Source organism: Enterobacter sp. ECC-219 (genome assembly GCF_043966805.1).
Classification (GTDB): domain Bacteria; phylum Pseudomonadota; class Gammaproteobacteria; order Enterobacterales; family Enterobacteriaceae; genus Enterobacter; species Enterobacter cloacae_N.
The window spans coordinates 4,617,968-4,643,718 of record NZ_CP143680.1; the positions used below are offsets into that span (position 1 = coordinate 4,617,968).

Annotated in this window: 29 protein-coding genes; 15 read left to right on the plus strand and 14 right to left on the minus strand. The window is 58.1% G+C overall.

Features of this window, described 5'->3' with window-relative positions; translation table 11 throughout:
* The first annotated feature begins 199 nt into the window (after positions 1-199).
* The 10 genes from hypA to V1603_RS22005 all read left to right on the plus strand — a co-directional run bounded on the left by hypA (position 200) and on the right by V1603_RS22005 (position 10,135).
* The gene (gene hypA / locus V1603_RS21960) at positions 200-550 is read left to right on the plus strand and encodes a hydrogenase maturation nickel metallochaperone HypA (RefSeq protein WP_116343446.1); all 351 of its coding nucleotides are present in this window, start codon (positions 200-202) and stop codon (positions 548-550) included.
* Between the two features lie 3 nt (positions 551-553).
* Positions 554-1,417, plus strand: a complete 864-nt coding sequence (gene hypB / locus V1603_RS21965) for a hydrogenase nickel incorporation protein HypB (RefSeq protein WP_395313266.1) — start codon at positions 554-556, stop codon at positions 1,415-1,417.
* Entirely contained in the window at positions 1,408-1,680 is a 273-nt protein-coding gene (locus V1603_RS21970) for a HypC/HybG/HupF family hydrogenase formation chaperone (RefSeq protein WP_047650282.1), read from the plus strand. The genes hypB and V1603_RS21970 overlap by 10 nt, the downstream gene beginning before the upstream one ends.
* Before the next feature lie 2 nt (positions 1,681-1,682).
* Positions 1,683-2,804, plus strand: a complete 1,122-nt coding sequence (hypD, locus tag V1603_RS21975) for a hydrogenase formation protein HypD (RefSeq protein WP_395313267.1) — start codon at positions 1,683-1,685, stop codon at positions 2,802-2,804.
* Positions 2,801-3,811, plus strand: coding sequence for a hydrogenase expression/formation protein HypE (gene hypE, locus V1603_RS21980; RefSeq protein ID WP_395313268.1), 1,011 nt, complete (start codon positions 2,801-2,803; stop codon positions 3,809-3,811). Before hypD ends, hypE begins: the two co-directional genes overlap by 4 nt.
* A 64-nt stretch (positions 3,812-3,875) precedes the next feature.
* Positions 3,876-5,948 carry a formate hydrogenlyase transcriptional activator FlhA gene (gene flhA / locus V1603_RS21985; protein WP_166712227.1) on the plus strand — a complete coding sequence of 691 codons (2,073 nt, stop codon included), beginning with the start codon at positions 3,876-3,878 and terminating at the stop codon, positions 5,946-5,948.
* A 153-nt stretch (positions 5,949-6,101) separates the two neighbouring features.
* Positions 6,102-7,100: an ABC transporter substrate-binding protein gene (locus tag V1603_RS21990; protein WP_395313269.1), complete on the plus strand. Its 999-nt coding sequence runs from the start codon at positions 6,102-6,104 to the stop codon at positions 7,098-7,100.
* A complete protein-coding gene (locus tag V1603_RS21995) occupies positions 7,100-8,137 on the plus strand; it encodes an iron ABC transporter permease (protein WP_163330096.1) in 1,038 nt (345 codons plus the stop codon). The genes V1603_RS21990 and V1603_RS21995 overlap by 1 nt, the downstream gene beginning before the upstream one ends.
* The gene (locus tag V1603_RS22000; RefSeq protein ID WP_371199881.1) at positions 8,137-8,898 is read left to right on the plus strand and encodes an ABC transporter ATP-binding protein; all 762 of its coding nucleotides are present in this window, start codon (positions 8,137-8,139) and stop codon (positions 8,896-8,898) included. The genes V1603_RS21995 and V1603_RS22000 overlap by 1 nt, the downstream gene beginning before the upstream one ends.
* A gap of 16 nt (positions 8,899-8,914) precedes the next feature.
* Positions 8,915-10,135 (plus strand): MDR family MFS transporter, encoded by a 1,221-nt coding sequence (locus tag V1603_RS22005; protein WP_371199882.1) that lies wholly within the window; start codon positions 8,915-8,917, stop codon positions 10,133-10,135.
* A gap of 5 nt (positions 10,136-10,140) precedes the next feature.
* Here V1603_RS22005 and V1603_RS22010 read toward each other — a convergent pair whose 3' ends face one another.
* Positions 10,141-10,485 carry a nitrous oxide-stimulated promoter family protein gene (locus tag V1603_RS22010; protein ID WP_395313270.1) on the minus strand — a complete coding sequence of 115 codons (345 nt, stop codon included), beginning with the start codon at positions 10,483-10,485 and terminating at the stop codon, positions 10,141-10,143.
* 175 nt (positions 10,486-10,660) lie between these two features.
* Here V1603_RS22010 and V1603_RS22015 point away from each other — a divergent pair, with 175 nt between their 5' ends.
* Positions 10,661-10,891 carry a SymE family type I addiction module toxin gene (locus tag V1603_RS22015; protein WP_395313271.1) on the plus strand — a complete coding sequence of 77 codons (231 nt, stop codon included), beginning with the start codon at positions 10,661-10,663 and terminating at the stop codon, positions 10,889-10,891.
* 113 nt (positions 10,892-11,004) lie between these two features.
* Positions 11,005-13,566, plus strand: a complete 2,562-nt coding sequence (gene mutS, locus V1603_RS22020) for a DNA mismatch repair protein MutS (RefSeq protein ID WP_045261242.1) — start codon at positions 11,005-11,007, stop codon at positions 13,564-13,566.
* Positions 13,567-13,659: 93 nt separating this feature from the next.
* On the opposite strand, the gene V1603_RS22025 is transcribed toward mutS, so the two are convergent.
* From V1603_RS22025 to V1603_RS22035, 3 genes are read right to left on the minus strand one after another with little or no spacing between them, the layout of a single operon-like run.
* A complete protein-coding gene (locus tag V1603_RS22025) occupies positions 13,660-13,881 on the minus strand; it encodes a non-oxidative hydroxyarylic acid decarboxylases subunit D (protein ID WP_059311755.1) in 222 nt (73 codons plus the stop codon).
* 10 nt (positions 13,882-13,891) lie between these two features.
* Complete coding sequence (locus V1603_RS22030) at positions 13,892-15,319, minus strand: non-oxidative hydroxyarylic acid decarboxylases subunit C (protein WP_395313272.1); 1,428 nt, start codon at positions 15,317-15,319, stop codon at positions 13,892-13,894.
* Entirely contained in the window at positions 15,309-15,911 is a 603-nt protein-coding gene (locus V1603_RS22035; RefSeq protein WP_116343462.1) for a non-oxidative hydroxyarylic acid decarboxylases subunit B, read from the minus strand. The genes V1603_RS22030 and V1603_RS22035 overlap by 11 nt, the downstream gene beginning before the upstream one ends.
* Before the next feature lie 172 nt (positions 15,912-16,083).
* Here V1603_RS22035 and V1603_RS22040 point away from each other — a divergent pair, with 172 nt between their 5' ends.
* Positions 16,084-16,491 carry a MarR family winged helix-turn-helix transcriptional regulator gene (locus V1603_RS22040; RefSeq protein ID WP_116343463.1) on the plus strand — a complete coding sequence of 136 codons (408 nt, stop codon included), beginning with the start codon at positions 16,084-16,086 and terminating at the stop codon, positions 16,489-16,491.
* Here V1603_RS22040 and V1603_RS22045 read toward each other — a convergent pair.
* A complete protein-coding gene (locus V1603_RS22045) occupies positions 16,488-17,375 on the minus strand; it encodes a LysR family transcriptional regulator (protein WP_395313273.1) in 888 nt (295 codons plus the stop codon). The two genes, V1603_RS22040 and V1603_RS22045, sit on opposite strands and share 4 nt — an antisense overlap.
* A gap of 108 nt (positions 17,376-17,483) precedes the next feature.
* Here V1603_RS22045 and V1603_RS22050 point away from each other — a divergent pair, with 108 nt between their 5' ends.
* Positions 17,484-18,686 carry an MFS transporter gene (locus V1603_RS22050; protein WP_233003247.1) on the plus strand — a complete coding sequence of 401 codons (1,203 nt, stop codon included), beginning with the start codon at positions 17,484-17,486 and terminating at the stop codon, positions 18,684-18,686.
* A complete protein-coding gene (locus V1603_RS22055; RefSeq protein WP_163330088.1) occupies positions 18,683-19,063 on the plus strand; it encodes a DUF4440 domain-containing protein in 381 nt (126 codons plus the stop codon). Before V1603_RS22050 ends, V1603_RS22055 begins: the two co-directional genes overlap by 4 nt.
* A gap of 52 nt (positions 19,064-19,115) precedes the next feature.
* On the opposite strand, the gene rpoS is transcribed toward V1603_RS22055, so the two are convergent.
* The 9 genes from rpoS to V1603_RS22100 all read right to left on the minus strand — a co-directional run bounded on the left by rpoS (position 19,116) and on the right by V1603_RS22100 (position 25,743).
* Entirely contained in the window at positions 19,116-20,108 is a 993-nt protein-coding gene (gene rpoS / locus V1603_RS22060; RefSeq protein WP_013098493.1) for an RNA polymerase sigma factor RpoS, read from the minus strand.
* A 59-nt stretch (positions 20,109-20,167) separates the two neighbouring features.
* A complete protein-coding gene (gene nlpD / locus V1603_RS22065) occupies positions 20,168-21,292 on the minus strand; it encodes a murein hydrolase activator NlpD (protein WP_041908436.1) in 1,125 nt (374 codons plus the stop codon).
* A 116-nt stretch (positions 21,293-21,408) separates the two neighbouring features.
* On the minus strand, positions 21,409-22,035 hold the full coding sequence (locus tag V1603_RS22070; protein ID WP_116343467.1) for a protein-L-isoaspartate(D-aspartate) O-methyltransferase: 627 nt from the start codon (positions 22,033-22,035) through the stop codon (positions 21,409-21,411).
* Complete coding sequence (gene surE / locus V1603_RS22075; protein WP_028014238.1) at positions 22,029-22,790, minus strand: 5'/3'-nucleotidase SurE; 762 nt, start codon at positions 22,788-22,790, stop codon at positions 22,029-22,031. Before surE ends, V1603_RS22070 begins: the two co-directional genes overlap by 7 nt.
* The gene (gene truD, locus V1603_RS22080; protein ID WP_192982538.1) at positions 22,771-23,820 is read right to left on the minus strand and encodes a tRNA pseudouridine(13) synthase TruD; all 1,050 of its coding nucleotides are present in this window, start codon (positions 23,818-23,820) and stop codon (positions 22,771-22,773) included. Before truD ends, surE begins: the two co-directional genes overlap by 20 nt.
* Positions 23,817-24,296 carry a 2-C-methyl-D-erythritol 2,4-cyclodiphosphate synthase gene (ispF, locus tag V1603_RS22085; protein WP_116343469.1) on the minus strand — a complete coding sequence of 160 codons (480 nt, stop codon included), beginning with the start codon at positions 24,294-24,296 and terminating at the stop codon, positions 23,817-23,819. The genes truD and ispF overlap by 4 nt, the downstream gene beginning before the upstream one ends.
* Positions 24,296-25,006: a 2-C-methyl-D-erythritol 4-phosphate cytidylyltransferase gene (gene ispD / locus V1603_RS22090; protein ID WP_116343470.1), complete on the minus strand. Its 711-nt coding sequence runs from the start codon at positions 25,004-25,006 to the stop codon at positions 24,296-24,298. Before ispD ends, ispF begins: the two co-directional genes overlap by 1 nt.
* A 19-nt stretch (positions 25,007-25,025) precedes the next feature.
* On the minus strand, positions 25,026-25,337 hold the full coding sequence (gene ftsB / locus V1603_RS22095) for a cell division protein FtsB (RefSeq protein WP_008499609.1): 312 nt from the start codon (positions 25,335-25,337) through the stop codon (positions 25,026-25,028).
* 79 nt (positions 25,338-25,416) lie between these two features.
* Positions 25,417-25,743, minus strand: coding sequence for a DUF3561 family protein (locus tag V1603_RS22100; RefSeq protein ID WP_192982541.1), 327 nt, complete (start codon positions 25,741-25,743; stop codon positions 25,417-25,419).
* Between the last annotated feature and the right edge of the window lie 8 nt (positions 25,744-25,751).

A 25,751-nucleotide genomic window follows, 5' to 3' on the forward strand; every position in this document is an offset into this window, starting at 1 on the left:
GTTAATGGAGATAGCGGCTGTTAAGCAGATTCCGTGCCAGTTTTTAATTAATTGATTTACAATGACTTTATCAAAAAATTCACTGTCAACGCTGCGATGTCGACGTGTCATTTCGACAGCGTTGACATCGTCACGCCTTAAAAAAAATCAAGCTGGCACCGTTATTGCATTCAATGGCGCAATTCATTGAGGAGGCGTCATGCACGAAATCACCCTCTGCCAGCGTGCTCTGGAACTTATCGAACAGCAGGCAGTGCAAAACCGCGCGAAACGCGTCACTGGCGTCTGGCTGAAGGTCGGGGCGTTTTCCTGCGTCGAGACCAGCGCCCTGGCCTTCTGCTTTGAGCTGGTGTGCCGCGGCACGCTGGCGGAAGGCTGCGCGCTGCATATTGAAGAGCAGCAGGCGGAGTGCTGGTGCGAGCAGTGCCAGCAGTACGTCACCCTGCTGTCATCGAAGGTTCAGCGCTGCCCGCAGTGCCAGAGCGCCGGGCTGCGCATCGTGGCGGATGACGGCATGCAGATCCAACGTCTCGAAATCGAGAAGGAGTAAAGTATGTGTAGTACCTGCGGTTGCGCCGAAGGCAACCTGTATATAGAAGGGGATGAACACCGCCCCCACTCCGCGTTTCGCTCCGCGCCCTTTTCCCCCGCCCCGCGTCCTGCGGCGGCCCTGACCGGCATAACCTTTGCACCGCAACGCTCCGGCGCGGGTGACCTGCATTACGGCCACGGCGAAGCGGGCACCCACGCGCCGGGCATGAGCCAGCGCCAGATGCTGGAGGTGGAGCTCGACGTGCTGGACAAAAATAACCAGATCGCCGCCCGCAACCGCGCCCGCTTCGCCGCCCGCAAACAGCTGGTGCTGAACCTGGTCTCCAGCCCCGGTTCCGGCAAAACCACGCTGCTGACCGAAACGCTCAAACGCCTCAACGGGCGCGTCTCCTGCGCGGTGATCGAGGGCGACCAGCAAACGGTAAACGACGCGGCGCGCATCCGCGAAACCGGCACCCCGGCAATTCAAGTTAACACCGGTAAAGGTTGCCACCTGGACGCGCAGATGATTGCCGACGCCGCGCCGCGCCTGCCGCTGGCGGATAACGGCATCCTGTTTATTGAAAACGTCGGTAACCTGGTGTGCCCGGCAAGCTTTGACCTTGGCGAACGCCACAAGGTGGCGGTGCTTTCGGTGACCGAAGGCGAAGACAAGCCGCTGAAATACCCCCACATGTTCGCCGCCGCCTCCATCATGCTGCTGAACAAAGTCGACCTGCTGCCGTACCTGAATTTCGACGTGGATAAGTGCCTGGCGTATGCCCGGGAAGTGAATCCGGCGATTCACATCCTGCTGGTCTCCGCCACGCGCGGCGACGGAATGGACGCCTGGCTGGACTGGCTGGAGAGCGAACGATGTGCATAGGCGTACCGGGACAAATTCACGCCATCGACGGCAATCAGGCCAAAGTCGAGGTTTGCGGCATCCTGCGCGACGTCGACCTGACGCTGGTGGGCAGCACCGATGAAAGCGGCGCGTCGCGCCTCGGCCAGTGGGTGCTGGTCCACGTAGGCTTTGCGATGAGCGTGATTAACGAAGCAGAAGCCCGCGACACGCTCGACGCGCTGCAAAACATGTTCGACGTGGAACCGGACGTCGGCGCGCTGCTGTACGGCGAGGAAAGGTAATCATGCGTTACGTTGATGAATACCGCGCGCCGGAACAGGTGATGCAGCTTATCGGGCATCTGAAAACGCGCGCGGCGCTGCTGGACTACACGAAAGAAAAGCCGCTGCGGATCATGGAGGTGTGCGGCGGACATACGCACGCCATCTTCAAATTTGGCCTCGACCAGCTGCTGCCGGAGAACATCGAGTTTATTCACGGCCCCGGCTGCCCGGTGTGCGTGCTGCCGATGGGGCGCATCGACAGCTGCATTGAAATTGCCGGCCAGCCCGACGTTACTTTCTGCACCTTTGGCGACGCGATGCGCGTGCCGGGGAAAAACGGCTCGCTGCTGCAGGCGAAAGCGCGCGGGGCGGACGTGCGGATCGTTTACTCACCGATGGATGCCCTGACGCTGGCGATGGATAACCCTGAGCGCAAGGTCGTCTTTTTCGGGCTGGGTTTTGAGACCACCATGCCCGCTACGGCCATCACGCTGCAGCAGGCGAAAGCGCGCGGCGTCGGTAACTTTTTCTTTTTCTGCCAGCATATTACGCTCATTCCCACGCTGCGCAGCCTGCTGGAAGAGCCGGACAACGGCATCGACGCGTTTCTGGCACCGGGCCACGTCAGCATGGTGATTGGCACAGACGCCTACGGTTTTATCGCTGAACAGTACAATCGTCCGTTAGTGGTCGCTGGTTTCGAACCGCTTGATCTACTGCAAGGTGTGACCATGCTGGTTGAGCAGAAAATAGCGGCCCTGAGCGCGGTGGAAAATCAGTATCGCCGCGTGGTGCCCGATGCGGGAAATGAACGGGCGCAGCAGGCGATAGCCGACGTGTTTAGCGTTGAGGGCGACAGCGAGTGGCGCGGGCTGGGGCTGATTGCCGAATCCGGCGTGCACCTGACGCCTGCCTATCGCGCATTCGATGCCGAAGCGCACTTCCGCCCACAGCCACAGCAGGTGTGCGACGATCCCCGCGCCCGCTGCGGCGAGGTGCTTACCGGCAAATGCAAACCTCATCACTGCCCGTTATTTGGCAACACCTGTAACCCGCAAACCGCGTTTGGCGCGCTGATGGTCTCCTCCGAAGGAGCCTGCGCCGCGTGGTATCAGTATCGCAACCAGGAGTGTGAAGCATGAACACGGTGGAAATGGCGCACGGAAGTGGCGGACAGGCGATGCAGCAGCTGATTAACCGGTTGTTCGTGGAGGCCTTTAATAACCCCTGGCTTGCCGAGCAGGAGGATCAGGCGCGCATTGACCTCGCGTCCCTCACCGAACAGGGCGATCGGCTGGCGTTCTCCACCGACAGCTACGTGATTGACCCGCTGTTCTTCCCGGGCGGCGATATCGGCAAGCTCGCCGTCTGCGGCACCGCCAACGACGTAGCCGTCAGCGGCGCCATTCCGCGCTACCTCTCCTGCGGATTTATTCTCGAAGAAGGGTTACCGATGGAAACGCTCACGGCGGTGGTGAACAGCATGGCGCACACCGCGCGCGAGGCGGGGATCGCTATCGTCACCGGGGACACCAAAGTGGTCCAGCGCGGTGCGGCCGATAAGCTCTTCATCAACACCGCCGGCATGGGGGCAATCCCCGCAGACGTTCACTGGGGCGCGCAGCGGCTTAGCGCCGGCGACGTGCTGATCGTGACCGGCACGCTGGGCTGCCACGGGGCGACTATCCTTAACCTGCGCGAAGGATTAGGTCTGGACGGCGAGCTTCGCAGCGACTGCGCGGTACTCACCCCGCTGATTCAGACGCTGCGCGCCATTCCTGGCGTGAAGGCCCTGCGCGATGCCACCCGTGGAGGGGTGAATGCCGTCGTCCACGAGTTCGCCGCAAGCTGCGGGTGCGGAATTGAACTCACCGAGCGCAGCCTGCCCGTTAAGCCTGCCGTACGCGGGCTGTGCGAGCTATTGGGGCTTGACCCGCTAAACTTTGCTAACGAAGGCAAGCTGGCGATCGGCGTGGAGCGCCAGGCTGCTGAGGCGGTGCTTGAGCAGCTACGTGCGCATCCCTTAGGGAAAGACGCGTCCATCATCGGCGACGTGGTTGAGCGCAAAGGGGTGCGCCTGGCCGGGCTTTATGGCGTGAAGCGCACGCTGGACCTGCCGCACGCTGAGCCGCTACCCCGAATTTGCTAGAGCCGCGCCATAAGCGGTCAGCACTGAATCTCTCTTTTTTGCCAGTTTCTATTGGAAAGCAATAATGCCGTATACACCGATGAGCGATCTTGGACAGCAGGGCCTGTTTGACATTACGCGCACACTTTTACAACAGCCCGATCTCGGCGCGCTGAGCGATGCCCTGACGCGGCTGGTCAGGCAATCAGCGCTGGCGGACAGCGCGGCGATTGTGCTCTGGCATAGCGGAACGCACCGCGCGAGCTACTACTCAACGCGCGATAATGGCAAAGCGTTTGAGTACGAGGACGAGACGTATCTGGCGCATGGCCCGGTGCGCCGCATTCTCTCCCGGCCTGAAGTGCTGCACTGCAATTTTGAAGAGTTTCGGATGGCGTGGCCGCGGCTGGCAGAGAGCAATCTTTATCAGCCTTTCGGTCATTACGGCATGCTGCCGCTGGCGGCGGAGGGCCATATTTTTGGCGGCTGCGAGTTTATCCGCAATACCGACCAGCCCTGGAGCGAGGCGGAGTACGAGCGTCTGCATACCTTTACCCAGATCGTGGCCGTCGTCGCGGAGCAGATCCAAAGCCGCGTCACCAATAACGTGGATTACGACCTGCTGAGCCGCGAGCGCGACAACTTTCGTATTCTGGTCGCCATCACCAACGCCGTGCTGTCGCGCCTCGATATGGATGAGCTGGTCAGCGAAGTCTCGAAGGAGATCCACCACTATTTCAAAATCGACGCTATCAGCATCGCGCTGCGCGGGAACCGCAAAGGCAAGCTGAACATCTATTCCACCCACTACCTCGATGAGGCTAACCCGGCGCACGAGCAGAGCGAGGTGGACGAAGCGGGCACCCTTTCTGAGCGGGTGTTTAAAAGCAAGGAGATCCTGCTGCTTAACCTTAGCGAGCAGGACCCGGTGGCGCCGTACGAGCGGATGCTGTTTAACACCTGGGGCAACAAAATTCAGACTCTGTGCCTGCTGCCGCTGATGTCCGGCAGCACCATGCTTGGGGTGCTCAAACTGGCGCAGTGCGATGAGGCCGTGTTTACCACCGCCAACCTGAAGCTGCTGCGCCAGATCGCCGAGCGTATTTCTATCGCGCTGGATAACGCCCTCGCCTATCAGGAGATCCACCGCCTGAAAGAGCGGCTGGTGGACGAGAATCTGGCCCTGACCGAGCAGCTCAACAATGTGGACAGCGAGTTTGGCGAAATCATCGGGCGCAGCGACGCCATGTACAGCGTCCTCAAGCAGGTGGAAATGGTGGCACAGAGCGACAGCACGGTGCTGATCCTCGGCGAAACCGGTACCGGTAAAGAGCTGATTGCCCGCGCCATCCATAACCTGAGCAACCGCAACAGCCGACGCATGGTGAAGATGAACTGCGCGGCGATGCCAGCGGGTCTGCTGGAAAGCGATCTCTTCGGCCACGAGCGCGGCGCGTTTACCGGAGCCAGCAGCCAGCGGCTGGGACGTTTCGAGCTGGCGGATAAAAGCTCGCTGTTCCTCGACGAAGTGGGCGATATGCCGCTGGAGCTACAGCCCAAGCTGCTGCGCGTTTTGCAGGAGCAGGAGTTTGAGCGCCTCGGCAGCAACAAGCTTATCCAGACCGACGTGCGCCTGATTGCCGCCACCAATCGCGATCTGAAAAAAATGGTCGCCGACCGCGAATTCAGAAGCGACCTTTACTATCGCCTGAACGTCTTTCCGATCTGCCTGCCGCCGCTGCGCGAACGCCCGGAAGATATCCCCCTTCTGGTCAAGGCCTTTACCGCGAAAATCGCGCGCCGGATGGGGCGAAACATCGACAGCATTCCCGCCGAGACGCTGCGCACCCTCTCATCGATGGAGTGGCCGGGCAACGTGCGTGAACTGGAAAACGTCATTGAGCGCGCGGTGCTGCTGACGCGCGGGAACGTGCTGCAGCTCTCCCTGCCTGAGATTGCCCTTCCTGACGTGACCGTACCCGCCGCCGAGGTAGCGAAAGAGGGAGAAGATGAATATCAGCTCATTCTGCGCGTGCTGAAAGAGACCAACGGCGTGGTGGCCGGGCCGAAAGGGGCGGCCCAGCGGCTGGGGTTAAAACGCACCACCCTGCTGTCGCGCATGAAGCGTCTCGGGATTGATAAAGAGAGTCTCATTTAAGGCTTTATTCCGGCGGTGTTTTTCTGACACCGCCTTTTGTTACCCTGCGCAATTGTCCCTCATTGACACAAAATCGTTTCCTCTGTATAAAATTCCGCCTTAATAATGCGTTTCATTTGCATCAAAAATAATTTTAATGAAGGGTAGCATTTCATGAAGAAGGTCATCTGCGCGTTAGGCCTGGCGATTGCGTCGGTCAGTTCTGCTCTGGCAACCACATATCCTCTGACGATTGAAAACTGTGGCTACAAAGAGACATTCGCTAAAGCGCCGGAACGCGTTGTGGCCCTGGGCCAGAACACCGTGGAAATTTTGCTCCTGCTGGGCCTTGAAGATAAGGTGAAGGCCAGCGCCTTCTGGCCGACAAAAGTGCTGCCGCAGCTGGCGGAACAGAATGCCAAAATCAAAACCCTGACGGTTGAAATTCCTACCCTTGAATCCATCCTTTCGCAAAATCCCGATTTTGTTCCTGCCCAGCTGCCGCTGCTGCTCGGGCCGGAAAGTAAGGTCGCAAAACGTGAAGATCTGGCCACCGTCGGCGTGAACAGCTATTTATCACCAGGCATGTGCGCCACCAAAAAGGCCGCAGGCGATATGTACGGCAGCCGCCAGAAGCTATGGGATATGACGTACCTTTATAAAGAGATTGAAGATTTCGCGAAGATTTTCAACGTTGAAGCGCGCGGCCAGGCCGTCATTGCCGATTTCAAAAAACGCGAGGCCGACCTGCGTCAGGAATTTGGTAAAAACAAAAAAGATCTCTCGTTTGTCTTCTGGTTCTCAAGCGCCTCGCCTTCGGCGGATGCCTATGTCGGCGGGAAAAACAGCGCCTCCGGTTTTATTGCCAACGTGCTGGGCGGCCATAACGCCATTACCGCTGAGACCGAATGGCCGACCGTCGGCTGGGAAAGCATTATCGCCGCGAACCCGGACGTGATTGTCGTCTCCAGTCTGGACCGCAACCGCTGGGCGCTGGATAACGCGGATGAGAAAATCAAATTCCTGAAAAGCGATCCTGCCGTGAGCCAGCTTGATGCCGTCAAAAAAGGCCATATCGTGGTGATGGACGGTCAGGCGATGAACCCGACGATTCGTACGATTTACGGTGCTGAACAGGTGGGCGAACAGCTCAGAAAGCTGGGGCTGAACTGATGACAGTTGCCGTACTTCAGGCCCGCCAGGGCCTGATCCTGACCACTTCTGCTCTTCTTGCTGTTATCCTGCTGTTTCTGGTGATTGCCCTTGGCGTCAGCGTCGGCGAGCTGTCGATTCCGCTGTCCAATGTCTTTTATGCTATCGGTAATAAGCTGGGGCTGACCGACGTTCCGCTCAACCGCATCTATGAGAGCGTTATCTGGGACTTCCGCCTGAGCCGCGCGCTGGTGGCGGCGTGCTGCGGGGCCGGTTTAGCCATCTGCGGCGCCGTGCTGCAAAGCCTGCTGAAAAACGCGCTGGCGGAACCTTACGTGCTCGGCGTGTCGGCGGGAGCTTCAACCGGGGCGGTGTCGGTCGTCGTTCTGGGCATCGGCACTGGCGCGGTATCGCTCTCTGCGGGCGCGTTTGCCGGGGCGTTCGCCGCCTTTGCGTTTGTCGCATTTCTGACGAACGGCGCGCGCGGGGGGAATGAACGTACCATTCTGGCAGGGGTTGCGGCCTCTCAGCTGTTCAACGCCATTACCGCCTACACCATCAGCACCTCCGCCAGCGCCCAGCAGGCGCGCGACGTGATGTTCTGGCTACTGGGCAGCTTTAGCGGCGTGCGATGGCCGGAATTCCAGCTGGCGCTGGTTGTCGTGCTGGCGGGCCTTGCCGTCTGCCTCTACTATTCCCGGGCGCTGGACGCCTTTACCTTTGGTGATGACGCCGCGGCCTCTTTAGGTATTGCCGTCCCGTGGGTTCGCCTGACGCTCTTTACCACTACCGCGCTAATTACCGCGACGATTGTCAGCATGGCGGGTTCAATCGGCTTTGTGGGGCTGGTGGTACCGCACGTTATGCGTTTCCTGTTCGGGCCGCTGCACCGCACGCTGCTGATTGCCAGCGCGCTGGCCGGGGCGATCCTGATGGTGCTGGCTGACATCGCCTCGCGGATGCTGATTGCGCCGCAAAGCCTCCCCGTCGGCGTAGTCACCGCGCTGGTGGGCGTGCCTTTCTTTGCCGTGATTATCTACCGTTCAAGGAATAAGTGATGAGTATCTGCGCTGAAAATATTACCTGGAAGGTCGGCAAAAAAGTTATCGTCAATGACGTCTCGCTGAAGGTTTCCCGGGGCGAAACCGTGGGTCTCCTTGGCCCTAACGGCTGCGGCAAATCGTCTCTTTTGCGTATCCTGGCTGGCCTGCGTCGCCCGGATGCGGGCAGCGTGACCCTGGACGGGCAGGACATTTCCCGCATCGCCAAAAAGCAGCTTGCCCGCCGGGTGGCGTTCGTTGAGCAGCACGGGATGACCGACGCCAATATGCGCGTGCGCGACGTGGTGAAACTCGGGCGAATTCCGCACCACTCCGCTTTTTCGAACTGGAGCGCGCAAGATGACGACACCGTCACCGCGGCTCTGCAGCGTGTCGATATGCTGGACCGCAGCGAGCAGGGCTGGCTGAGCCTCTCCGGCGGCGAGCGCCAGCGCGTACATATTGCCCGCGCGCTGGCCCAGACCCCAACGGAAATCCTGCTGGATGAACCGACCAACCACCTGGACATCCATCATCAGATGCAGCTGATGCAGCTGATCAGCGAATTATCTGTTACCAGCATTGTCGCCATCCACGATCTCAACCACGCCTCAATGTTCTGCGACTCGCTGATTGTGATGCAGAAAGGGCAAATTGTGGCGACCGGAACACCGCAGGACATTTTATCCGAGTCGTTGCTCTGGGAGGTCTTCAGAGTCAAAACCAAAATTGAGATCTCGCCGTTCCATGGCAAAAAGCACATCCACTTTATCGTGTAGGGACGAGTGATCGACAATGTCCCTTCGCCCCGCCACCACGCTCTGGCCGCCCGTTTTACTGGGTAGTCAGTTTGTTTTTAACATTGGGTTTTACGCCGTCGTTCCCTTCCTGGCGATATTTCTGCGCGACGACATGCTGCTCTCCGGCGGGCTTATCGGGCTGATCCTGGGCCTGCGCACGTTCTCGCAACAGGGGATGTTTATCGTTGGCGGGGCACTCTCGGACCGGTTTGGCGCGAAAGGGGTTATCCTCAGCGGCTGTATAGTTCGTGTTTCGGGCTATCTGCTACTGGCCTTCGGGGGATCGCTGTGGCCGATAATTCTGGGCGCGTGTCTGACGGGCGTCGGTGGCGCGTTATTTTCTCCCTCAATTGAGGCTCTGCTGGCAAAAGCGGGCACACACAGTGAGGCGAAAGGCAAACGAAGCCGCGCGGAGTGGTTTGCGCTCTTTGCCGTCTGCGGAGAGCTCGGCGCGGTACTAGGCCCGGTTGCTGGCGCCCTGCTAACGGGGCTTGGCTTCCGCCAGGTGGCGCTGGCGGGTGCAGGCGTCTTTATCATTGCGTTACTGGTGCTTTACTTCTGTCTGCCTGCTGCTGGACACCGTTCACAGAAGATTAAAATAGTGCCCTGGTGGACGACGTTCCGCCAGCCGCGCTTTGTCGCCTTTATCATTGCGTACAGCTCCTGGCTGTTAAGCTACAACCAGCTCTATCTGGCGCTGCCGGTAGAGATCCAGCGCTCCGGCGGTAACGAGAAAGATCTCGGCCCGCTTTTTATGCTGGCCTCCGTTCTGATCATTACCTTACAGCTGCCGCTGGCGCGTTTCGCCCGTCGCGTGGGCGCGGTGAACATTCTGCCGGTGGGCTTTTTGCTGCTTTCCGCCGCCTTCGCGAGCGTGGCAATGTTCGCGGCAACAGTACCGCCTGAAGGCTGGCTGCGGCTTCTGCCCTCGGTCTCGTTTGTCACGCTGCTGACGCTGGGACAGATGCTGCTGGTGCCGTCGGCAAAAGATCTCATTCCGCGGTTCGCCGAGGAATCAACGCTGGGCGCGCACTACGGCGCACTCTCCACCGCCGGAGGCATTGCGGTACTGGCCGGAAACCTGTTGTTTGGCAGCCTGCTGGATCGCGCGCTGGTGCCTTCAACGCAGGCAATGTATCCCTGGCTGCTGCTGGCGCTCTTTCCACTCTGCAGCGCGCTGGCCATGAATGTGATTTGCCGCCCGCTACGAAGCTGAAAGGCTTATTTTTTCGGGCGATACTTTTCCGGCAGTTCCGGCACCGGACGACGGTCATCCATCAGATGACGGACGGTCAGAATGGGGTGTCGCCATAACATACGCGGGCCTGCCCAGCGCATAATCTGCTTCATCTCTTCACGTCTGGCAGGCTGGTAGCAGTGCACCGGGCATTGTTTACAGGCGGGCTTTTCTTCACCAAAAACACACTTATCCAGGCGCTTATCGGCATACGCGTTGAGCGCCCGATAATGCCCCGCTTCCTGAAAAGCCTGTGGACACTGCTTTTCGTACAACGCGATCATTTTCGCGATGGTCTCTTTTTCACGTGATATGCGTTTACCGGTCATAGCGACTTACCGAACAATAAGATGCATCAATAGTACACTTTTACACGCTGAATTTCAGGTGTTGCATTCCGTTTTCTGAAGCCTGATTCCACTATTACCCCTGCGTCCGCTAAAAATCACTGGTATTTTATACAGGCATCAGGAATGACCGTTGTCCGTATAGTCTGGAGACCCTATGAAAGAGATCGCGATCGGCAAACCCTACCGCCATTTAAAAGTGGGATATTTCAGAAAACGTCACGAGGATCGAAAAACGAAGATTCCAAAGCGGTACAGCGTGCATGCGGCGCTGAGCTTAAAAGGCGACTGGCTTGAAAAAGCGGGCTTTACCACCAACTCCCGGGTCAGGGTGGGCGTAGAGCATGGAAAAATTGTCATCGAATTACTGTCGGAAGGCACCTCGTAAAGCCGCCACATTTTTCTGCGCCGGACCTTTTTTTCATGCGACAATAGAAGGAACAAACGGCCACTGAGCCGCTCAAAACGGTTTATTTTCAAAGAAATGGACATCATAACTCCATGAGCACAATCGACAATTTCGACGCACATACGCCAATGATGCAGCAGTATCTGAAGCTGAAGGCACAGCATCCGGAAATCCTGCTGTTTTACCGTATGGGCGATTTTTACGAGCTGTTTTATGACGATGCTAAGCGTGCATCGCAGCTGCTCGACATCTCGCTGACCAAACGTGGCGCATCGGCAGGCGAGCCCATTCCGATGGCCGGCATCCCGCACCATGCGGTTGAAAACTATCTGGCCAAGCTGGTGAATCAGGGCGAGTCCGTCGCTATTTGCGAGCAGATCGGCGACCCGGCAACCTCGAAAGGCCCGGTTGAGCGCAAAGTCGTACGCATCGTCACGCCAGGCACCATCAGTGATGAAGCCCTGCTTCAGGAGCGCCAGGATAACCTGCTGGCAGCGCTGTGGCAGGATGGCAAAGGGTTTGGCTATGCCACGCTGGACATCAGCTCCGGGCGTTTTCGCCTGAGTGAGCCGGCCGATCGTGAAACGATGGCTGCCGAACTGCAGCGCACCAACCCGGCAGAGCTGCTCTACGCCGAAGACTTCGCCGAAATGGCGCTGATTGAAGGCCGTCGCGGATTGCGCCGCCGCCCGCTGTGGGAATTCGAAATTGATACCGCCCGCCAGCAGCTGAACCTGCAGTTTGGCACCCGCGATCTGATTGGCTTTGGAGTGGAAAACGCTCCGCGCGGGCTGTGTGCCGCAGGTTGCCTCCTGCAGTACGTGAAAGACACCCAGCGCACCGCCCTGCCGCATATCCGTTCTATCACCATGGAGCGCCAGCAGGACAGCATCATCATGGATGCCGCCACGCGCCGTAACCTTGAGATCACCCAGAACCTGGCGGGTGGCGTTGAAAACACGCTCGCGTCGGTGCTCGACAGTACGGTAACGCCAATGGGCAGCCGCATGCTGAAACGCTGGCTGCATATGCCGATTCGCGATACCGATACTCTGGTTTGCCGCCAGCAGACGATTGCTGCGTTGCAGGATCGCTATACCGAACTGCAGCCTGTCCTGCGTCAGGTAGGCGATCTGGAACGTATTCTTGCCCGTCTGGCATTGCGCACCGCGCGCCCGCGCGACCTCGCGCGGATGCGGCATGCTTTCCAGCAGCTGCCGGAGCTGCGTGCTCAGCTGAGCGACGTTGACAGCGCGCCGGTACAGAAACTTCGTGAAACCATGGGCGAATTTACCGAGCTTCGCGAACTGCTGGAGCGCGCCATTATCGATGCGCCTCCGGTTCTGGTGCGCGATGGCGGCGTGATTGCTCCAGGCTACAACGAAGAGCTGGACGAATGGCGCGCGCTGGCCGACGGCGCGACGGACTATCTCGATAAGCTGGAAATCCGCGAACGCGAGCGTCTTGGGCTCGACACACTGAAAGTGGGATATAACGCGGTACACGGTTACTACATTCAGATCAGCCGCGGGCAGAGCCACCTGGCGCCGATTCACTACGTCCGTCGCCAGACGTTGAAAAACGCCGAACGCTACATCATTCCCGAGCTGAAAGAGTACGAGGACAAAGTGCTCACCTCGAAAGGTAAAGCCCTGGCGCTGGAAAAACAGCTGTATGACGAGCTGTTTGACATGCTGATGCCGCACCTGGCCGACCTGCAGCTGAGCGCCAGCGCGCTGGCGGAGCTGGACGTGCTGGTGAACCTGGCAGAACGCGCGGAAACGCTGAACTATACCTGCCCAACCTTTACCGACAAGCCTGGCATTCGCATCACTGAAGGCCGTCACCCGGTAGTTGAGCAGGTGCTGAACGAACCGTTCATTGCCAACCCGCTGAGCCTGTCGCCACAGAGAAGAATGCTGATCATTACCGGCCCGAACATGGGCGGTAAAAGTACCTACATGCGCCAGACGGCGCTGATTGCTTTGCTCGCGTATATCGGCAGCTACGTCCCGGCGCAAAAAGTGGAGATTGGCCCCATCGACCGTATCTTCACCCGCGTTGGGGCAGCGGACGATCTGGCGAGCGGTCGCTCAACCTTTATGGTCGAGATGACCGAAACGGCTAACATTCTGCATAACGCGACGGAGCACAGCCTGGTGCTGATGGATGAGGTAGGACGCGGAACCTCAACCTATGACGGCCTGTCGCTGGCCTGGGCCTGTGCTGAAAGCCTCGCAAATAAAATCAAGGCCATGACGCTGTTCGCCACCCACTACTTCGAACTGACGCAGCTGCCGGAGAAAATGGAAGGCGTGGCTAACGTTCATCTTGATGCACTTGAGCACGGCGACACCATCGCCTTTATGCACACGGTGCAGGATGGCGCGGCGAGCAAGAGCTATGGCCTTGCCGTCGCGGCGCTGGCAGGGGTACCAAAAGAGGTGATCAAGCGCGCTCGCCAGAAGCTGCGTGAGCTGGAAAGCCTGTCGCCGAATGCGGCAGCGACGCAGATCGATGGCACCCAGATGTCGCTGTTGGCGCCAGCGGAAGAAACGTCGCCTGCAGTGGAAGCGCTGGAGAACCTCGACCCGGATTCACTGACGCCGCGTCAGGCGCTGGAGTGGATTTATCGGTTGAAGAGTCTGGTTTAGTTTTCTGCGGTCTGTTTTGTCGGGTGGCGGCTTCGCCTTACCCGACCTACAAAACCCGTAGGCCCGGTAAGCGCAGCGCCACCGGGCTTTTTTTTACAACAGCGGCGGGATCGTCGGCACCTGCGGTGCTTCATCAATATCCTTCTGCGTCATGCGGAACGCTTCCGGGTAATGCTCGCGGCTGGTACGACGCAGCGGTTCGGTATCGCGCCAGGTATAAAGACAATGCTGGCACTGGTAAACGGTCCAGATCCCTTTCACCGGTGACGTCGCCATCACTTCAATATGCTCATCGGCACAACGTGGACAAATCATCTTTTCCTCCTTATTGGCGTGCTGCCAGCATCGCGGTCAGTTTTTCAGCCCAGGCTTTAGTTTCAGGCAGATCCTGTACCGGCTGGCTGTAGTGGCCACGGGTGTCCGGTGCAACAGGCGTGGTGGCATCAATAATCAGTTTGTCGGTAATGCCCGCCGGGCTGGAGCCTGGGTCGAGTTCAAGCACCGACATGTTCGGCAGCTGCACCAGATCCCCTGCCGGATTGACCTTCGATGAGAGCGCCCACATCACCTGCGGGAGGTTGAACGGATCGACATCCTCATCCACCATAATCACCATCTTCACGTAGCCCAGACCGTGCGGCGTGGTCATGGCGCGTAAACCGACCGCGCGGGCAAAACCACCGTAGCGTTTTTTGGTGGAGATAATAGCCAGCAGACCGTGGGTGTACATCGCGTTCACCGCCTGCACTTCCGGGAATTCCGCCTTCAGCTGCTGGTAAAGCGGCACGCAGGTGGCTGGTCCCATCAGATAGTCAATCTCGGTCCACGGCATGCCAAGGTAAAGGGATTCGTAGATCGGTTTGGTGCGGTAAGAAACTTTGTCGATACGGACCACCGTCATATTACGGCCACCGGAATAGTGTCCGGTAAACTCGCCGAACGGCCCTTCGATTTCACGTTTGCGGCCTTCAATCACCCCTTCCAGGATCACTTCAGACCCCCACGGCACGTCGAAGCCGGTCAGCGGCGCGGTGGCAATCGGGTACGGGCTTTCGCGCAGCGCGCCGGCCATTTCATACTCAGACTGATCGTATTTCAGCGGCGTGGCGCCCATCAGGGTGATGATCGGGTCGTTGCCGAGAGTAATCGCGATCGGCAGATCTTGCCCGCGCTCTTCCGCTTTGTGCAGATGGAGGGCGATATCGTGCATCGGTACCGGCTGCAGGCCGAGCTTGCGCTTGCCCTTGACCTCCATGCGGTAGATCCCGACGTTCTGCTTGCCGAAATGGTCCGGGTCGAGCGGATCGCGCGAGACAACGCACGCTTTATCGAGATAAAAACCGCCGTCACCGTCGTTCAGGCGAAACAACGGCAGGATATCGAACAGGTTAATGTCTTCACCGTCGACGGTATTTTGCGCCCAGGCCGGGTTAGCGCGGCGCTCCGGCGTAACGGGGAATTTGTCCCAGCGGCGAATAAACTCGTCGATCTGTTTTTTTACCGGGGTATTCGCTGGCAGCCCCATCGAAATGGCGTGGTTTTGCCACGAGCCGATGGTGTTCATCACCACGCGGGCATCGGTAAAGCCACGAATATTGTCGAACCACAGCGCGGGCGCGCCGTCCCCAATACGGCCTGTGGCGTTGGCTGCCGCCGCCAGATCCGGCTCCGCATTCACCTCTTCCTCAATTTTCAGCAGTTGCCCTTGCTCATCGAGCGCCTGCAGGAAGCTTCTCAAATCATCAAATGCCATCTTTGTTCTCCTGTGAAAAATGTTTCGCCTCCCGCAACCCGTTCCATCGGCGCGCCTTTTTGTGCTCCAGACCAAACTGGTCGAGCACACGGGTTACGATATGCTGGGTGATGTCATCGGCGGTTTGCGGGTGGTTGTAATACGCAGGCATGGGCGGCACCATCGCCACGCCCATGCGGGAAAGCGCCAGCATGTTCTCCAGATGAATGGTGCTGAGCGGCGTTTCGCGGGGAACGAGCACCAGCTTACGCCCCTCTTTCAGCACCACATCTGCCGCACGGCCCACCAGCCCTTCGGCGTAGCCCGCGCGGATCCCCGCCAGCGTTTTCATGCTGCAGGGAATGACGATCATGCCGTCGGTGCGAAACGAGCCGGAGGAGATGGTGGCGGCCTGGTCAGCCGGGCTGTGAACAACGTCAGCCAACGCAGCAACGTCCTGCACGCTGTAAGGCGTTTCCAGCTCAATGGTTGTTTTTGCCCACTTCGACATGACCAGATGGGTCTCCACCTCCGGCATTTCCCTCAGCGCCTGCAGCAGCGCCACGCCCAGCGGAGCCCCCGTTGCTCCTGTCATTCCCACGATCAATCTCATTCATCACCTCAATCAATTTGTTCGTGTACGAACATTGTAGATAAACTACTCCCGGATCGCTCTACTGACAAGATTGTTCGTACACGATCACACTAATTGCTAAAAAATCCCGCGTTATCATCCCGGGCTTTAGCGGCTATCATAGGAGGTGATATTTTCTGTCGGAGTGTTCATGGAACTAAGACAAGAGGCGTTCCACCTGTTACGTCAGCTTTTTCAACAGCATACCGCTAAGTGGCAACATGCCCTGCCGGAACTGACCAAGCCGCAGTATGCGGTTATGCGCTCCATTGCCGAGCACCCGGGCATTGAGCAGGTGGCATTGACCGAAGTGGCGGTCAGCACGAAGGCGACTCTGGCGGAGATGCTCAGCCGAATGGAGGCGCGCGGTCTGGTCAAACGCGAGCACGATCCCGCAGATAAGCGCCGCCGGTTTGTCTTCCTGACGCAGGAAGGCGAAGCCCTGCTTGCAAACTGCCAGCCGGTCGGCAACGAGGTGGATGAGGCGTTTTTAGGGCGTCTTAATAAGGCCGAACGGGAGCAGTTCTCTGCGCTCATCAAAAAGATGATGCACGATTAATTGACGCTGGTGCGCATAAAATCGATAAAGGTGCGCACTTTCGCGGGCACATGCCGGGCATCGGGATAAACCGCGTAGATGCCCTGCCGCGTAAAGGTATAGTCCGGTAAAACCGGGATCAGTTTTCCCGCATCAAGCGCATCGCGCACCAGCCATTCAGGCAGTAACGCCACGCCACTTCCCGCGAGCGCAAAGGCCATAAGCGCCTGAGCACTGTCGGCAAACAGGCGCGGCGCTTTTTTTATCTCCAGCATTTCAGGCGCACCGCTGGCATCTTTCACCTGCCAGCGCAGCGGCGAAGCTAAGCGCTCGTGAATAATCCAGTCGGCGTGCACCAGTTGCTCAAGCGATTCAACCGGATGATTAACCCGCCACTCGGGCGTCGCGACGGGCAGGATAGAAAAATGTGAAATCAATGCGGCGTGGTAGCGTGAATCGGTAAGCGTTCCCAACCGGATAGCCACGTCAAAGCGCTCTGAGATAAGGTCGGCATGGAGTGAAGACGAAACATGACGCACGCGAAGCTCCGGGTGCATCTGGCTAAACCTGGCCAGCAACGGTACCACGACCCGTGAACCGTACTCAGGCGTGGTGGTGATCCGCAATTCACCCGTGAGTCCCGCATGATTTGCGCGAACATCATCCTGCAGCCGTTCTGCGTCCTTCAGAAGCGCCACGCTGCGCTGATGAAAAAGCGCTCCCGCCTCGGTTAACGTCAGGCGGCGGGTGGAGCGCAGCAGCAGCGTAACCCCCAGCTCGGCTTCGAGCTGGCGAATATTGAAGCTGACCACGGCTTTTGTCAGGCCCAGCGCATCGGCTGCGGCAGTAAAGCTGCCGGTATCGGCCACCGCAACAAACATCTGCGTCCGCTGTAGGTTAATCATCCTCACGCCTTTTACTGTAAAAATTTTTTTGACAGTATATCGCGCTTTGTCAGGTTTATCCGTACTTCCGGGGCCGATACGATACGCCACCTCACGGGAGGATCCACCATGACGTATCGCAGTAAAGTCGCCGCTGTCTATCTGCTGGGCTTTTTTCTTGATTTGATCAACATGTTTATTGCCAGCGTCGCCTTTCCGGCGATGGCGCATGCCCTTAACGCCACGCCTTCAGCGCTTGCCTGGGTGAGTAACGGGTACATTGCCGGCCTGACGCTGGCGATCCCGTTCAGCAGCATGCTCACGCGCCGCGTCGGACCAAAGCGCGTCATCCTGCTCTCGCTTTTTCTGTTCAGCGCGGCTTCTGCTGCGGCAGGCTTGTCTGCAACGCTGGAAAGTCTGATTGCCTGGCGCGTGCTGCAGGGCGTGGGCGGAGGCTTACTCATCCCCGTCGGACAGGCGCTGACCTGGCAACAGTTTCAGCCTCACGAGCGTGCCAGACTCTCCTCGGCGGTGATGCTGGTGGCGCTGCTTGCTCCCGCCTGTTCCCCTGCGCTCGGAGGCGTGCTGGTAGAGGCAGTGAGCTGGCGCTGGATATTTTTCGCCACGCTCCCGGTGGCCATCGTGACCTTTGTGCTGGCCTGCCTGTGGCTTAAACACGAAATACCCGCGATGAAAGCGGCCAGACTGCTCAACCTGCGGTTGCTCGCGGACCCGCTTTTGCGTTTTTCTATGCTTGTCTATTTATGCGTGCCCGGCATGTTTATTGGGGTGAACGTTACGGGCATGTTTTATCTTCAGCACGAGGCGAACATGAGCCCAGCCGCAGCGGGAATGCTCATGCTGCCCTGGTCCGTGGCATCGTTTATCGCCATCACGGCGACGGGACGCTATTTTAACCGTATCGGCCCCCAGCCGCTGATTGTCATCGGCTGCCTGCTGCAGGCGACGGGTATCCTGATTTTGATTCACGTCAGCTCGGCTACGCTGCTTCCTGTCGTTGCGTTTACCCTGATGGGCGCGGGGGGAAGCCTGTGCAGCAGTACAGCTCAGAGCAGCGCTTTTCTGACGATGAGCCGGGAAGAGATGCCGGATGCCAGCGCGCTGTGGAATCTCAATCGTCAGCTGAGCTTTTTTGCCGGCGCCCTCCTGCTGGCAGAGGCCCTGAGTCTGGCGCAGAGTTATCTGGCACCGCTCGCCGCCTGGCACGGGATGTTTATTTTTGCCGCAGGCATGACCTTGCTGCCTGTACTGTACGTTTTTCGTCTTAACAATACGCAGCTGCTGACCCAGCTGCGACAGGAGAATTTATGACGCCTTTCGAACACGAGATTATCGACCTCCACATTGCGCTTGAAGACTGGTTAGGCAAAGGTGAAGGCGATTCCGACGCCCTGCTCGCCCGCTTTCGTCCAGATTTTCTGATGATCCCGCCGGGCGGCGTCCATGTCGACTATGACGGCCTTGTGGGCTTTCTGCACAGTCAGCGCGGAAGCCGTCCCGGACTGAAGATCGTTATTGATGAATTAACGACGCGACAGGCGTGGCCCCACGGCGCGGTGCTGCACTACCGGGAGACGCAAACCCGGCCAGACCTGCCCGTCAACGTGCGCTGGTCGACCGCGGTGCTCAGTCAGGAAGGCGACAAAATAACGTGGCGTCTGCTGCACGAAACGGCGGCACAGCCGTAACACAAAAGAAAAAGGCCCGTCTCACGACGGGCCTTTTTTGACGAAAGGTTGCTTATTCGCGGAACAGCGCTTCGATATTCAGACCTTGCCCCTGCAGGATTTCACGCAGGCGGCGCAGACCTTCTACCTGAATCTGACGAACACGTTCACGGGTCAGGCCAATTTCGCGGCCGACGTCTTCCAGTGTCGCAGCTTCATACCCCAGTAAACCGAAACGACGTGCCAGCACTTCACGCTGTTTGGCGTTCAGTTCGAACAGCCATTTGACGATGCTCTGCTTCATGTCATCGTCCTGCGTGGTGTCTTCCGGACCGTTGTCTTTTTCATCGGCCAGGATGTCCAGCAGCGCTTTTTCGGAGTCGCCACCCAGAGGGGTGTCAACGGAGGTAATGCGCTCGTTGAGACGCAGCATACGGCTTACGTCATCAACTGGTTTGTCGAGTTGTTCGGCAATTTCTTCTGCGCTTGGCTCGTGGTCCAGTTTATGGGACAACTCGCGCGCGGTACGCAGATAGACGTTCAACTCTTTGACGATGTGGATCGGCAGGCGGATCGTACGGGTCTGGTTCATAATAGCCCGTTCGATGGTCTGACGAATCCACCAGGTCGCGTAGGTTGAGAAACGGAACCCGCGTTCCGGGTCAAACTTCTCAACTGCGCGGATGAGACCTAAGTTGCCCTCTTCAATCAGATCCAGCAGAGCCAGACCACGATTGCCGTAACGGCGGGCAATTTTCACGACCAGTCGCAGGTTACTTTCAATCATGCGACGACGCGAGGCAACATCACCACGCAAAGCACGACGTGCGAAATAGACTTCTTCTTCGGCCGTTAGCAGTGGGGAGTAACCAATCTCCCCAAGGTAAAGCTGAGTCGCGTCCAGTACACGCTGTGTGGCGCCCTGCGATAACAGCTCTTCTTCAGCCAAATCGTTATCACTGGGTTCCTCTTCTACTAAGGCTTTTTCGTCAAAAGCCTCTGCTCCGTTCTCATCAAATTCCGCGTCTTCATTTAAATCATGAACTTTCAGCGTATTCTGACTCATAAGGTGGCTCCTACCCGTGATCCCTGAACGAGACACCCTGGCTGGCATGCCCCGTCAATTTATCGCTGCGGCAAATACTGCAGCGGGTTTACGGATTTCCCCTTGTAACGAATTTCAAAATGCAAGCGTGTAGAACTGGTTCCGGTGCTACCCATGGTAGCGATTTTTTGCCCCGCCTTAACTTCTTGTTGTTCCCGGACCAGCATTGTGTCGTTATGGGCGTAGGCACTCAGGTAATCATCATTATGTTTGATGATAATAAGATTACCGTAACCGCGCAGAGCGTTACCGGCATACACAACGCGTCCGTCTGCGGTCGCGATGATAGCCTGTCCTTTACTGCCTGCGATATCGATCCCTTTGTTTCCACCCTCAGAGGTTGCGAAGTTCTCGATAATCTTGCCGTCGGTTGGCCAGCGCCATGCGGTGATGGACGAACTGGCATTCTGACTGCTTGCAGTCGGTTCAGTAGAGCTAACCACAGGTGCCGTGGTCGGTGCTGTGACAACAGTCGCAGTCCCTTTATTATTCGGCAACATTTTGTTAGCAGTCTGATCACCTGAATCCTCAGAATACGTAATTACAGGTTGTGAAGCAACCACCGTGGTGGATTTTTGTGCAGGCTTAACGCTGTTATTTTGAGCCGTCACGTCGGCCGCTGAAACCGTGTTGCCAGGCGTCAGAGGCGTACCCGTTGCGTTGCCCACCTGGAGCGTTTGGCCAACTTCCAGAGCATACGGGGCCTGGACGTTATTGCGCTGCGCGAGGTCACGGAAATCGTTCCCGGTGATCCAGGCAATGTAGAACAGCGTATCGCCGCGCTTCACGGTATAGGTGCTGCCGCCGGTATAGCTGCCTTTCGGAATGTTCCCATACTGGCGGTTATAGACTATGCGGCCATTTTGGGTCTGAACAGGCTGTTCAACTGGCTGAATCTGCGTTGGCTGTGTAACAGGATGTTGCACAGGCTGAATTTGTGGTGTTTGCTGCGGCGCAGCAGTGCCCATTTTAGGCGGAGGCGTGATCAACATTCCGCTGGACGTGTTACCGGAGCCGCTGTTTCCCCCGACGGAACTGACGGGCGCAGGCGCGTTATTAGAACTTGTACAGCCTGCCAGCCAGAGCGAAACCAGTGATAATGCCGCAACACGGCTGATGGTGAATTTAGGGCTTCCCGCGCTCATTTATCCCCCAGGAATGTGTTAACTACCAGTGACTTAAAATTTACCGTAATGACACGAATCTTTCGCGCCACACCATACGCTGAATTTGCCTTAATAACCCTGGATAAATCCGAGTCTCAGGCCAACTCCCCCTTTACCAGAGGCACAAAGCGCACGGCTTCCACGGTGTCGATAATAAACTCGTCGCCGCGCCGACGAACGCGCTTCAGCAGCTGCTGCTCGTCCCCAACGGGCAGAACAAGAATGCCCCCCTCATCCAGCTGCGACAAGAGCGCAGCGGGAATTTCAGGCGGAGCCGCCGTCACGATGATAGCGTCAAACGGGGCGCGAGCCTGCCAACCCTGCCATCCATCACCGTGTCGTGTCGAAACATTATGTAAATCAAGTTGTTTCAGGCGACGACGCGCCTGCCACTGCAAACCTTTGATCCGCTCAACGGAACAGACATGATGGACCAGATGCGCCAGGATGGCGGTCTGATACCCCGACCCGGTGCCAATCTCCAGCACGCGTGAGTCGGGCGTGAGCTCCAGCAGCTCCGTCATTCGTGCCACCATGTAAGGCTGCGAAATCGTCTGGCCTTGCCCGATGGGCAGCGCCACGTTTTCCCACGCTTTGTGTTCAAACGCCTCGTCTACAAATTTCTCACGCGGGACCTGAGCGAGCGCCTCAAGCACGTGCTCGTCGCGGATCCCCTGTGCGCGAAGTTGTTCCAGAAGAGTTTGTACACGTTTGCTTACCATTGCGCGTTCACTCCTGCGCGATCCAGCCAGCCCGACACAACATCATGCGCGCTATACGCGGTTAAATCTACGTGCAGCGGGGTAACCGAGACGTAGCCTTCATCCACGGCGGCAAAATCGGTGTCCGGACCCGCATCGCACTTATCGCCAGGAGGCCCTATCCAGTAAAGCGTGTTGCCGCGAGGATCCTGCTGCGGGATCACCTGATCGGCCGGATGTCGGCTTCCGCATCGCGTAACGCGAATGCCTTTAATTTCATTGAGAGGAAGATCCGGCACGTTGATGTTGAGAATACGTCCGGTACGCAGCGGTTCGCGGCCGAGCGCCCGCAGGATCGAGCAGGTCACTGCGGCGGCGGTATCGTAGTGCGTGTGGCCGTTTAACGAGACCGCCAGCGCCGGGAACCCCAGATGGCGCCCCTCCATTGCCGCCGCTACCGTTCCGGAGTAAATCACGTCATCGCCAAGGTTCGGCCCGGCGTTGATGCCGGAGACGACGATATCCGGACGCGGCCGCATCAGCGCGTTCACGCCCAGAAAGACGCAGTCGGTTGGCGTGCCCATCTGCACGGCAATATCGCCATTTTCAAAGGTAAAGGTGCGAAGCGACGACTCCAGCGTCAGCGAGTTAGACGCTCCACTGCGGTTACGATCGGGAGCCACAACCTGCACATCCGCAAATTCACGGAGGTGCTTCGCCAGGGTCTGAATGCCCGGCGCGTGGATCCCGTCATCGTTACTCAGCAATATTCGCATAATCACCCGAGGTGTTGATAAGTTCCCTGACAACACTGGTGGCAAAGCTACCTGCCGGCAGCCAGAAGCGTAACTCGACGGTTACGTCATCCCACCAGTTCCAGCTTAACTGCTGCGGATAGAGCAGCATCGCGCGGCGTGCTGCTTCGACTTTTTCCCGCACCAGCAAGGATTGTAATTCTGGCGCATCCGCCACCGCCGACTGCTCTGCGCTCAGCGCATCGCCCTGGGGGCCCCAGTCGCCTGAGCCCGGCAAAGCTGCGGTAATCATCAGCGCTTTGGCATCCACGCGCGCCTGGACATCGGCCATTTCTTCGGCCGTTGCAACAAACCAGCTTCCGCGTCCCGCTAATTGTAGCGCATCGCCAACAACAACTTGATTCGCGTCCGGTTTTTTCAGCCTTTCGCTCACAATCTGATTAAACAACGCGCTGCGGGCCGCCGACAACCAAAAACTGCGTTTATTCCTGTCGCGCACCGGTGCATCGCTTTGCGCCCAGCGCAGCGCGCCCTGCAGGTTGCTGCCGCCAATGCCAAAGCGCTGCGCGCCAAAGTAGTTCGGTACGCCGCGGTCATTAATGGCATTCAGGCGTTTTTCAACGTCTTCACGGTCAGACACTTCGCGCAGCACCAGCGTAAACGCGTTGCCTTTCAACGCTCCCAGGCGCAGCTTGCGCTTGTGGCGGGCGTACTCCAGCACCTTACAGCCTTCAAGCTCAAATTTGCTTAAATCAGGCATCGTATTGCCGGGCACGCGCGCGCAGAGCCACTGCTCGGTGACGGCATGTTTATCTTTCTGCCCGGCAAAGCTCACTTCGCGGGCATGAATTTTGAGGAATTTTGCCAGCGCGTCGGCCACAAAGCGGGTATTGCAGCCATTTTTCAGAATACGCACCAGGATATGTTCGCCTTCGCCATCCGGCTCAAAGCCCAGATCCTCCACCACGAGGAAATCCTCCGGGCTGGCTTTCAGCACACCGTTCCCCTGCGGCTTACCGTGCAGATACGTCAGGTTATCGAAGTCCGTCATTTTGTTGCCTTCACCAGCAGCGCCACGGCTTCACAGGCGATCCCTTCGCCACGACCGGTAAAGCCCAGTTTCTCCGTGGTGGTAGCTTTGACGTTGACGTCGTCCATATGGCAGCCCAGATCTTCGGCGATGAACACGCGCATCTGCGGAATGTGCGGCAGCATTTTCGGGGCCTGGGCAATAATCGTCACGTCGACGTTGCCGAGGGTGTAACCCTTGGCCTGAATGCGGCGCCACGCTTCGCGCAATAGTTCGCGGCTGTCTGCTCCTTTAAAGGCCGGATCGGTGTCCGGGAACAGCTTGCCGATATCGCCGAGCGCGGCAGCGCCGAGCAGCGCGTCGGTCAGCGCATGCAGCGCCACGTCGCCATCAGAATGCGCCAGCAGCCCTTTTTCGTAAGGAATACGTACGCCGCCAATGATAATTGGGCCAACGCCTCCAAAGGCGTGTACATCAAAACCGTGTCCAATTCGCATTATGCCTTCTCCTGATGGGTCGAACGGGTAAGATAAAATTCCGCGAGCTGTAAATCTTCCGGGCGCGTCACTTTTATATTATCAGCGCGTCCTTCAACAAGCGTTGGGTGAAAACCGCAATACTCCAGCGCGGAGGCTTCGTCCGTGATGGTCGCACCTTCGTTAAGCGCACGCGTTAAGCAGTCGTGGAGCAGTTCGCGGGGGAAAAATTGCGGCGTCAGCGCGTGCCATAAGTCGACGCGCTCAACGGTGTGGGCGATAGCATGCATGCCCGGCTCGGCGCGCTTCATGGTGTCGCGCACCGGCGCGGCCAGAATGCCACCCACTTTGCTGGTTTCGCTCAGCGCCAGCAGGCGTGCCAGATCGTCCTGATGGAGACACGGACGCGCCGCGTCATGCACCAGTACCCACTGCGCGTTTCCGGCAGCCTGAATGCCTGCCAGCACGGAATCGGCGCGCTCGGCACCGCCATCGACAACGGTAATCTGTGGGTGGTTTGCCAGCGGCAGCTGCGCAAAACGCGCATCGCCGGAACTGATGGCGATGACCACGTGCGTCACCCGCGGGTGCGCCAGCAGCGCCGCCACGGCGTGCTCGAGGATCGTTTTATCGCCAATTGAGAGGTACTGCTTGGGACATTCTGTCTGCATGCGCCGGCCAAAACCTGCGGCCGGCACCACGGCACATACGTCCGAAAAAGTTGCTGCCATGTCGTAATCCTGGGCCTGATTATCGATTGTTTTGTGCTGAGCCCTGATTGCGTTTAGACGCATCCGGAACCAGACGATAAAAGGTTTCGCCCGGCTTAGTCATACTGAGTTCATTGCGCGCGCGTTCCTCAATCGCCTCTTGTCCGCCATTGAGGTCATCAATTTCAGCAAAGAGTTGATCGTTACGCGCCTTAAGTTTGGCGTTTGTTGCCTGCTGAGCCGCGACGTCATCGCTCACCCGGCTGTAGTCGTGCAGTCCGTTTTTACCGAACCACAGCGAATATTGCAGCCAGATTAGCAAAGCCAGCAACAGCAGCGTTAGTTTACCCATCCTGCCCCCTGAAAAAACGGCATCATCATCCCATAACTTTCCGTTCGACTCTACTGCGGGGTTTTAATTATGTCGCAAGTTAGCCCATCAGCCATAAAAACAGCAGACCAAAGATGACGACAACGGTGGCAATCGTGATAACCGCACTATACAGGAGCTTGCCGTTGAAAAGGGAGTGCAGCGCAACCCCAACAACGACCGCAACGGGCATCAGCGCCAGGAAGAAGGGCCAGGTGTAGAGAAAAAAGAAAAGGGTGTTACCCCCGTAGATCAAAAACGGGATACCCAGCGCCAGTAACCACGACGCAAAGCCGACTATCGCCCCAGGGAAGGACCAGGTCGTCTCGTCATCGGTGGTTAACGGTTCCGACCCGGTGGTGATAATGTAGTTTTCACTGTTGCGCATAGCTAATC

What these genes read in the sequence shown, in the direction of transcription:
- V1603_RS22035 (WP_116343462.1), bottom strand. Translation starts at nt 15,911, where the DNA reads ATGAGATTGATCGTGGGAATGACAGGAGCAACGGGGGCTCCGCTGGGC.
- ispD (WP_116343470.1), bottom strand. Translation starts at nt 25,006, where the DNA reads ATGGCAGCAACTTTTTCGGACGTATGTGCCGTGGTGCCGGCCGCAGGT.
- ispF (WP_116343469.1), bottom strand. Translation starts at nt 24,296, where the DNA reads ATGCGAATTGGACACGGTTTTGATGTACACGCCTTTGGAGGCGTTGGC.
- surE (WP_028014238.1), bottom strand. Translation starts at nt 22,790, where the DNA reads ATGCGAATATTGCTGAGTAACGATGACGGGATCCACGCGCCGGGCATT.
- V1603_RS22070 (WP_116343467.1), bottom strand. Translation starts at nt 22,035, where the DNA reads ATGGTAAGCAAACGTGTACAAACTCTTCTGGAACAACTTCGCGCACAG.
- flhA (WP_166712227.1), top strand. Translation starts at nt 3,876, where the DNA reads ATGCCGTATACACCGATGAGCGATCTTGGACAGCAGGGCCTGTTTGAC.
- V1603_RS21990 (WP_395313269.1), top strand. Translation starts at nt 6,102, where the DNA reads ATGAAGAAGGTCATCTGCGCGTTAGGCCTGGCGATTGCGTCGGTCAGT.
- hypE (WP_395313268.1), top strand. Translation starts at nt 2,801, where the DNA reads ATGAACACGGTGGAAATGGCGCACGGAAGTGGCGGACAGGCGATGCAG.
- V1603_RS22000 (WP_371199881.1), top strand. Translation starts at nt 8,137, where the DNA reads ATGAGTATCTGCGCTGAAAATATTACCTGGAAGGTCGGCAAAAAAGTT.
- V1603_RS22025 (WP_059311755.1), bottom strand. Translation starts at nt 13,881, where the DNA reads ATGATTTGTCCACGTTGTGCCGATGAGCATATTGAAGTGATGGCGACG.
- truD (WP_192982538.1), bottom strand. Translation starts at nt 23,820, where the DNA reads ATGACGGACTTCGATAACCTGACGTATCTGCACGGTAAGCCGCAGGGG.
- V1603_RS21970 (WP_047650282.1), top strand. Translation starts at nt 1,408, where the DNA reads ATGTGCATAGGCGTACCGGGACAAATTCACGCCATCGACGGCAATCAG.
- V1603_RS21995 (WP_163330096.1), top strand. Translation starts at nt 7,100, where the DNA reads ATGACAGTTGCCGTACTTCAGGCCCGCCAGGGCCTGATCCTGACCACT.
- V1603_RS22015 (WP_395313271.1), top strand. Translation starts at nt 10,661, where the DNA reads ATGAAAGAGATCGCGATCGGCAAACCCTACCGCCATTTAAAAGTGGGA.
- V1603_RS22010 (WP_395313270.1), bottom strand. Translation starts at nt 10,485, where the DNA reads ATGACCGGTAAACGCATATCACGTGAAAAAGAGACCATCGCGAAAATG.
- rpoS (WP_013098493.1), bottom strand. Translation starts at nt 20,108, where the DNA reads ATGAGTCAGAATACGCTGAAAGTTCATGATTTAAATGAAGACGCGGAA.
- V1603_RS22055 (WP_163330088.1), top strand. Translation starts at nt 18,683, where the DNA reads ATGACGCCTTTCGAACACGAGATTATCGACCTCCACATTGCGCTTGAA.
- nlpD (WP_041908436.1), bottom strand. Translation starts at nt 21,292, where the DNA reads ATGAGCGCGGGAAGCCCTAAATTCACCATCAGCCGTGTTGCGGCATTA.
- V1603_RS22100 (WP_192982541.1), bottom strand. Translation starts at nt 25,743, where the DNA reads ATGCGCAACAGTGAAAACTACATTATCACCACCGGGTCGGAACCGTTA.
- hypA (WP_116343446.1), top strand. Translation starts at nt 200, where the DNA reads ATGCACGAAATCACCCTCTGCCAGCGTGCTCTGGAACTTATCGAACAG.
- hypD (WP_395313267.1), top strand. Translation starts at nt 1,683, where the DNA reads ATGCGTTACGTTGATGAATACCGCGCGCCGGAACAGGTGATGCAGCTT.
- hypB (WP_395313266.1), top strand. Translation starts at nt 554, where the DNA reads ATGTGTAGTACCTGCGGTTGCGCCGAAGGCAACCTGTATATAGAAGGG.
- V1603_RS22040 (WP_116343463.1), top strand. Translation starts at nt 16,084, where the DNA reads ATGGAACTAAGACAAGAGGCGTTCCACCTGTTACGTCAGCTTTTTCAA.
- V1603_RS22050 (WP_233003247.1), top strand. Translation starts at nt 17,484, where the DNA reads ATGACGTATCGCAGTAAAGTCGCCGCTGTCTATCTGCTGGGCTTTTTT.
- V1603_RS22030 (WP_395313272.1), bottom strand. Translation starts at nt 15,319, where the DNA reads ATGGCATTTGATGATTTGAGAAGCTTCCTGCAGGCGCTCGATGAGCAA.
- mutS (WP_045261242.1), top strand. Translation starts at nt 11,005, where the DNA reads ATGAGCACAATCGACAATTTCGACGCACATACGCCAATGATGCAGCAG.
- ftsB (WP_008499609.1), bottom strand. Translation starts at nt 25,337, where the DNA reads ATGGGTAAACTAACGCTGCTGTTGCTGGCTTTGCTAATCTGGCTGCAA.
- V1603_RS22045 (WP_395313273.1), bottom strand. Translation starts at nt 17,375, where the DNA reads ATGATTAACCTACAGCGGACGCAGATGTTTGTTGCGGTGGCCGATACC.
- V1603_RS22005 (WP_371199882.1), top strand. Translation starts at nt 8,915, where the DNA reads ATGTCCCTTCGCCCCGCCACCACGCTCTGGCCGCCCGTTTTACTGGGT.